The organism is Thermobacillus xylanilyticus (genome assembly GCF_907165215.1).
In the GTDB taxonomy this organism is placed as follows: domain Bacteria; phylum Bacillota; class Bacilli; order Paenibacillales; family Paenibacillaceae; genus Thermobacillus; species Thermobacillus xylanilyticus.
In genome coordinates this window covers 1-6,605 of the sequence record NZ_CAJRAY010000076.1, presented here as the reverse complement: position 1 = coordinate 6,605, position 6,605 = coordinate 1, and the positions used below count along the sequence as shown (strand labels likewise).

General features: G+C 59.7%; 7 protein-coding genes and 1 tRNA gene. 4 read left to right on the top strand and 4 right to left on the bottom strand.

Going from position 1 to position 6,605, the window contains the following annotated elements; translation table 11 throughout:
* Window positions 1-137 precede the first annotated feature (137 nt).
* Together KJQ12_RS13785 and KJQ12_RS13780 are read left to right on the top strand one after the other, a co-directional pair.
* On the top strand, window positions 138-1,151 hold the full coding sequence (locus tag KJQ12_RS13785; protein WP_213485184.1) for a LacI family DNA-binding transcriptional regulator: 1,014 nt from the start codon (window positions 138-140) through the stop codon (window positions 1,149-1,151).
* 48 nt (window positions 1,152-1,199) lie between these two features.
* Window positions 1,200-3,188, top strand: a complete 1,989-nt coding sequence (locus KJQ12_RS13780) for a glycoside hydrolase family 15 protein (RefSeq protein WP_213485178.1) — start codon at window positions 1,200-1,202, stop codon at window positions 3,186-3,188.
* Window positions 3,189-3,300: 112 nt separating this feature from the next.
* Here KJQ12_RS13780 and KJQ12_RS13775 read toward each other — a convergent pair whose 3' ends face one another.
* Window positions 3,301-4,098, bottom strand: a complete 798-nt coding sequence (locus KJQ12_RS13775) for a hypothetical protein (RefSeq protein WP_213485177.1) — start codon at window positions 4,096-4,098, stop codon at window positions 3,301-3,303.
* A gap of 402 nt (window positions 4,099-4,500) precedes the next feature.
* Between KJQ12_RS13775 and KJQ12_RS13770 the strand changes: the two genes are divergently transcribed.
* On the top strand, window positions 4,501-5,166 hold the full coding sequence (locus KJQ12_RS13770; protein WP_213485186.1) for a transcriptional regulator: 666 nt from the start codon (window positions 4,501-4,503) through the stop codon (window positions 5,164-5,166).
* 208 nt (window positions 5,167-5,374) lie between these two features.
* Here KJQ12_RS13770 and KJQ12_RS13765 read toward each other — a convergent pair whose 3' ends face one another.
* Entirely contained in the window at window positions 5,375-5,557 is a 183-nt protein-coding gene (locus tag KJQ12_RS13765; protein WP_213485176.1) for a hypothetical protein, read from the bottom strand.
* A 14-nt stretch (window positions 5,558-5,571) separates the two neighbouring features.
* On the bottom strand, window positions 5,572-6,081 hold the full coding sequence (locus tag KJQ12_RS13760) for a LysR family transcriptional regulator substrate-binding protein (protein WP_213485173.1): 510 nt from the start codon (window positions 6,079-6,081) through the stop codon (window positions 5,572-5,574).
* Between KJQ12_RS13760 and KJQ12_RS13755 the strand changes: the two genes are divergently transcribed.
* Window positions 6,050-6,325 (top strand): nuclear transport factor 2 family protein, encoded by a 276-nt coding sequence (locus KJQ12_RS13755; protein ID WP_213485171.1) that lies wholly within the window; start codon window positions 6,050-6,052, stop codon window positions 6,323-6,325. The genes KJQ12_RS13760 and KJQ12_RS13755 overlap by 32 nt on opposite strands.
* Window positions 6,326-6,388: 63 nt before the next feature.
* Here the strand turns inward: KJQ12_RS13755 and KJQ12_RS13750 are convergent.
* Window positions 6,389-6,464, bottom strand: a tRNA-Lys gene (locus KJQ12_RS13750).
* Window positions 6,465-6,605: the final 141 nt, after the last annotated feature.

Here is a 6,605-nt window from a genome sequence, read left to right as displayed (position 1 = left end):
ATTTCGACGTGAGTGATCCGATCCCCCTTCGGTAACATTTTACCTGAGTGATTGCGGAATCTTTACAATTTAGTTGATTTCCTGTACTATTGTACCTAACATTTGTGTGGTAACGATTGCACGGAGGGAAAACGACCATGTCCGTCACCATCAAGGACGTCGCAAGGAGGGCCGGCGTATCGCCTTCGACCGTATCCCGCGTCATCTCGAAGCACCCGCGGATCAGCAAGGAAACGGCCGAACGCGTCACCCGGGTCATGGAAGAGCTCGGCTATCATCCGAACAGCATGGCCAAAGGGCTCGTGTCGAAAGCCACCTATATATTGGGCGTCATTCTGCCCCGTCCGGCCGAAGAGCTGTTCCAGAACTACTTCTTCCATGAAGTGCTGCGCGGCATTCTCGCGCAGGCCAACCGTTCGGGGTACGACCTGCTCATCGCGTCCGGAAGCAGCGAATCGGACGAGCTCGAGACCGTCAAACGGCTGGTGCGCGGGCGTCGGGTCGACGGGATCATTCTGCTCAGCTCGAAGACGAAAGACCCGCTGATCCATTTTCTCAATGAAGTCGGGTTCCCGTTCGTCATCATCGGCCGCTCTCCGGACTTCCCCGATGCGCCGACGGTCGACAACGACAACGTGCAGGCGGCATACGATGCCACCCGCCACCTGATCAACCAGGGGCATGAGCGGATCGGCTTCGTCAGCGGCCCGCAGGAGCTGACCGTCTCGCAGGACCGGCTCACGGGATATCGGCAAGCCATGCTCGAAGCCGGGCTGAGCATTTCGGAAGACTGGATCGTTGAAGGCGAGTTTCTGCAGGAGACGGGCTACCGCGCCATGTCGATGCTGATGAATTTGCCCGAGCGGCCGACCGCGCTCGTCGTCATCGACGACATCGTCGCCTTCGGCGTGCTGCACGGCCTGAACGAACTCGGCTACTCCGTCCCGCAGGACATGTGCCTGGTCGGCTTCAACAACATTTCACTGTCCGAGCATACGTCGCCGCCGCTCACCAGCGTGGACATCGGCACGTACCAGATCGGCTACATGACGGCGCAGACGCTGATCAAGACGATCTCCAAGGAACCGCTGCACCAGACCCGCAAAATCATTCCGCACCGTCTGATCGTGCGCGGCTCATCCGTCAAATGAAGTTTTGGATAATCCTGCCAAATTCATGCCCGTGAGGAGATGACGCGATTGCAGCAAGCAGCGCAGCAACGAATCGACCTGTCCAAAAAACCGCATCTGATTGACGCCGTCATCGGCAATTCCCGCATGCTGGCCGCGCTCGGAGTCGGAGGACGCATCTATCGTCTGTGGCATCCGCACATCGACAGCCCGCAGCATCTGGACGAGTGGCGGACCGGCATCCGGATCGACGGCGGAAGCACGCTGTGGTTCGACAGCGAAACGGACGGCTGGCGGGCGGACGCCGGGTACGAGCCCGGAACCAACATCGTGCATACCGCCGCCACCCACCGAAATCATCCGGTCTTGATCGAGTCGACGCATTTTGCCGCACCCGATGCCGATGTCCTCATTCGCCATTACCGGATCACGAACACCGGAGATCGCAGTGTCTCCCTGCAATTCATCCATTATGCTTCGTTCTGGATCGGCGAGACGCCCCATCATCAGGCGTCGCTCTTCGACGAACCGTCGGATGCGCTCGTCCATTATCGGGGATCGCACGTCTTCGCCGTGTCGGCGGACCGGGCATGCGCCGAGTTTCAGGCGGGCGCTTCGCGCGAGGAAGCGGAATCCGGAAGGCTGAACGGATCGGAAGCGCAGCTGGGCGCCGGCGGCGCAATGGCCTGGCGCTTCCCGGATGTCGCGCCCGGCGGCACGGTTGAGCTGACGCTGTACCTGTCGGCCGCGGATCGGATCGAGCCGGCCCTCGATCAGCTCGGCAAGCTTCGCTCCGTGCCATACGCCGAGCTCTATAACCGAACCGCCGAGTACTGGCGGAACTGGCTCAAGGCGGCCAACCCGTGCCCGATCGGCGATGAGCCGATCCGCAGCCTGTACGAGCGCTCCCTGCTCGTCATGAAGCTGATGAGCGACGAACTGTCCGGCGCCGTCATCGCCGCGCCCGAAATGGATGAATCCTACGCCCGTTCGGGCGGATACGGCTACTGCTGGGGCCGGGACGCCGCGTTCATCGCAACCGCGATGGATCTGGCCGGGCTCGGGACGCTGTCGGAGAAATTTTTCCGCTGGGCGCTCACCGCGCAGGACCGGTCCGGCGCGTGGCAGCAGCGGCACTATCACGACGGCACGCTCGCGCCGTCGTGGGGACTGCAGATCGACGAAGGCGCCTCGATCCTGTGGGGGTTGTGGCGCCATTACGAGCTGACGGGCAGCGAATGGGTGCTCGGCGACGAAGTGTGGGAAGCGGTCGAGCGGGGCGCCGATTTCCTCGTCCGCATGCTGGACGAGAACGGCCTGCCGAAGCCGTCCCATGACCTGTGGGAAGAGCGGGTCGCCCAGCACGCCTACTCATCGGCGGCGGTCTATGGCGGCCTCGACGCTGCCGCACGCATCGCGGAGGCGCGCGGCCGGCGGGAACCGGCCGAGAAGTGGCGCGAAGCCGCGCGGCGCGTGCGGGACGGCATCGCCGCCCATCTGTGGGATGCCGGACGCGGCTGCCATTACCGCTCGATCCGCCTGACCGTGCCGGAAGATCAATACGACGCCGCCGTCCGGGCGGGAGCCGGCGGCACGGTCACCCGGACGGCCAAAGGCTACGCGCGGTATGTGCTGGACGTCGATCCGATCGTCGATGTCAGCCTGCTCGGCCTCGCGGTACCCTTCGCGGCGCTTGACGTCAGCGACGAGCGGATGGCGAAGACGGCCGACCGGGTGCAGGAAGCGCTGTGGACGCCCGGCGTCGGCGGCATCAAGCGCTACGAGAACGACCGGTACATCGGCGGCAACCCGTGGATTCTGACCACGCTGTGGCTCGCGCAATTCCGCATTGCCCAGGGACGGCCGGACGAAGCCGAGCGGCTGATGCAATGGGCGATCGACCACCGGACGCGCCTCGGCCTGCTGCCGGAACAAGTCGACCGCAGCACCGGCGAGACGGCATGGGTCGTGCCGCTCACCTGGTCGCACGCCATGTTCGTCCTCGCCGTCTGGATGCTGGCGGGCAGCCGGACGGCGCCGGCAGGCCGCGAGGTTTGAATGGTCGTGCGAATATAGCGATGACGGCTGTTATCGAGCAAATGCAAATGCCCGGCTGTCTCCCGTTCCGCGGGAGATCCCGGGCATTCGTGCTGTCGAGGCAAGCGCCGTTTCAAGATACGATGTATTCCGGATAAGGCTCGAACGCAATATTCCGCAAATAAAACCGGCCGTTTCGATATGTCACATCCGCCTGCACCGTGCCGATATATTGAGGGGTCGCAAAGGTCTCGATCCCGACTCCGACGGCGATTTCGGCCGTCAACTTTTGCGGCGATGCCTCGAACCAGACGATGCTGCCGTAGATCAGGCGGTCCAGGATTTTCCCGTATTCTTCGGAAGCGAACGCCGCCAAATTCACGTGATGCGTCCGGGACCCGACCGTAATTTCACCCAGCACGTCACGGTCCCGGCTCACCACCCGAAACTTGAGCTGCTCTTCCAATTGTGCAAGATAATCGCTTTCCGCAAAGACATGATCTTCCATCCGGCCCGTTTCGTCGAACTCGACGATATGCAGTTCATCCACCGCAATGCCGGTGCCCGATCCGATGTGCAGGTCAATCGCCAGTTCCTCTTCCCCGTCCGCATCGTAATCCGCCGCATGCATGACCGGCATGATGCCCCGGGGTGTCATATAGTCCCACTCGAAAGCCTGCACATGTTCTCCGACCTGCAGCACGACGCCATCAGGCGCACCATAAAGCCGGATATCCCGATCCGGAATCTCCGCAATCAGCGAAAGCGGCTCCGATTCAGGCGGCAATGCCGTGAAGGGCGCGTTCTGCCCGGTTTGCACAGCTTCGCGGGATGAATCTTCGTCAGATTGGCCGGACGGCGTATCGAGATTGGCGGAAGGTTCGCCGGTTTGTTTCGACTGGACAAGGGTATCGCGCATCTGTTCACGCACGGCATCGTCTGCAGAAGACGAGCATGAGGCCAACCCTGCCGCTATCGCAACGGCCAGCATGGTAAGTCGAATTCTCGCGTTCGCGTTCATCTCCATCTCCTGTTTTGCGGTTGCTTATGCCAATTAGACGGCGCGGGATTGAAAAAAGTTGGAAGTTTGGAGGGCGATTCTTTCACTTGCCGCGGTTGAAAAACGCTGACGGTCCTCCTCATCACCGCCGTTTGAATTGCCCGCTTCTGCGCTTCCGGATCGGGAATGCCGCGCTTGATCCCGGCGCTGTCCGGTGCTATATTCAAATCAACGGTCATGAAGCACATGCCGCTTTGATCCTCACACGGGATCGAAGCGGCATTTTTCATTGAGGGGAGATTCGTCGTGTTCACCAAACAGTATGAGCTGTGGATGCAGAAGCAAATAGCGGAGGAGAAGAACCACCGGAGACGCGAGCTTTTGGAAAAAGGGCTCAGCCATGGCACGGTGGAGTTTCTTCGCAGCATCTGGTACCCCGTTGTCGGATCGTTCGATCATTTGCATGCGGAATGGGAAGTCCGTGATTTCCACCAGGGATACCGATATCTGGATCTCGCGTTCATGCCGGGCGGCGCCAAAGGCAACATCGAGATTCAGGACTATCGGACGCATGCCCGCGATCTGGATACGCGGAGGTTCAAGGATCTGTGCCGCCGGCAAAGCCTGCTCTCGCTCGACGGCTGGATCTGGCTGCCGGTGGCGTACCTGTCGATCCGGGAAGAGCCGGAGTTTTGCAAGCAGCTGGTATTGTCCTTTGTGGGCAAATTTTTATCTTTCGATGCGGATGCGGGGCTGGACTGGCTGGAGGCAGAAACGGTCCGGTTCGCCCGCAGGCTGCTCCGGCCGTTTACGCCGAACGAGTTGGCCGGTCATCTGCGAATCACCGAACGGTATGCCCGCAAAGTGCTGCATCGGCTTGTAGATTCGAACCATCTGGTCGTCGCGAGCGGCAATATTCGATACCGCACATATCAACTCAACGTCGGCGACAGTCTGCGGCTATCGGACGGCCGGGCGAAGAAACGTTATGACGCGTAACAGGCTCAATGCTAACGGAACGTACATACGCTATTGGTCAAAATCATGCGATTTACATGCGCTAACGGAACCAGATGACTTTATTGCAGAAAAAAGGCAAAAAAAATCGTCCACGCAGCCGCAATAAGTGCACCACGTTCCGTTACACATTCAAAAGATTGCGTGGGCGATAAAATAGCGTCTTATGGTTCCGTTAGTCCAATTCCCATCAATCCAGCCACATGCTCAACTCGATCTCGTCGCGCAGCGGAATGCCGTCGTTGCCGACCTCCGGTATTTCCGGCTTCAGCTTGCGCGATTCCGCGAGCGCGTTGACGCGCAGCGCATGCAGATGAAAGCCCCGCTTCTGATAGAACTGCAGCGCGTGCGTGTTGTCGTTCGTTCTTTCCAATTCGTCTGCACGGTTCAGCCCGATGACAGGGCAGCCTGCGCCTTGACGCTTTCCACGAAAGAAACCAGATCGTCCATAAAGATTCTTGCGGCTTGACTCAAATATTTGTCCGTGCGGTACAGAGTGCAGATGTCCTGGCTCGGCGTGGGATCGAGCAGCGTGACGGCGGCAATGTTGTCGGGCCGCATATACTCAAGCAGCAGCCGCGGAAGGATGGCTCCGCCCAGACCTTGTCCGACGAGCGACAGGAGCGTCGACAGCGTGGAAGTCACGATGGGATTGTCGAGGACCAGCCCTTTCGCCTCGCAGCAAGCGCGGATCCGCTTCGTGATCTGATGTTCCGCGCCGAACATGAACATCCGGATTTGCCGCAAATGATCGAACGGGATCGCCTTGGCCTTCGCCATCGGGTGATCGGCGCAAACCGCCAGCACAAATTCTTCGTGAAACAGCGGGACGACCGCGATACTGCCGTCCGGATGATCCGGCACGGTGGTGACGCCGACATCCATCGTTCCGTCCATAATAAGGACGCTGCTCTCCAAGTTTGCGAGAGACCTCGATCCGCAGGAATTCGAAATCCGCAAAGTCCTCGCCGATGAAACTTCCGCCTTCGCGTGGGTAAGGTTCAAGCACCGGGTCCGCAGCACAAACCGGACGTTCGAGAGCTGCTGGGCGGTCGTCGTCGAAGTGCAGGACGGCAAGATCAAATATTTCCGCGGTTTCGAGAACACGGGCGCCCTGGAGGCGGCGTTCAGGCCAAACTAAGCTTGCACCGCCGACGCAAATAAAAAACCGCCGGTCATGCGACCGGCGGTCTGTCTTCGTTAATGGTGGGTTCTCAGGGGCTCGAACCCTGGACCTGATGATTAAGAGTCACCTGCTCTACCAACTGAGCTAAGAACCCGTTTTGAGAAAGTCGCTTCATCGAAGCCGACAAAAAGATAATATCACTTCCACAACTCGATGTCAACATGTTTTTTAAATGATTTGTCGTTGTTCTGTGATAATGTCACGGTATAACTGTTCTGAGATAATGTCACTATGG

Excerpts from the sequence above, each read along its gene's own strand:
- KJQ12_RS13785 (WP_213485184.1), top strand. The coding sequence starts at position 138 with ATGTCCGTCACCATCAAGGACGTCGCAAGGAGGGCCGGCGTATCGCCT.
- KJQ12_RS13760 (WP_213485173.1), bottom strand. The coding sequence starts at position 6,081 with ATGGACGGAACGATGGATGTCGGCGTCACCACCGTGCCGGATCATCCG.
- KJQ12_RS13770 (WP_213485186.1), top strand. The coding sequence starts at position 4,501 with ATGCAGAAGCAAATAGCGGAGGAGAAGAACCACCGGAGACGCGAGCTT.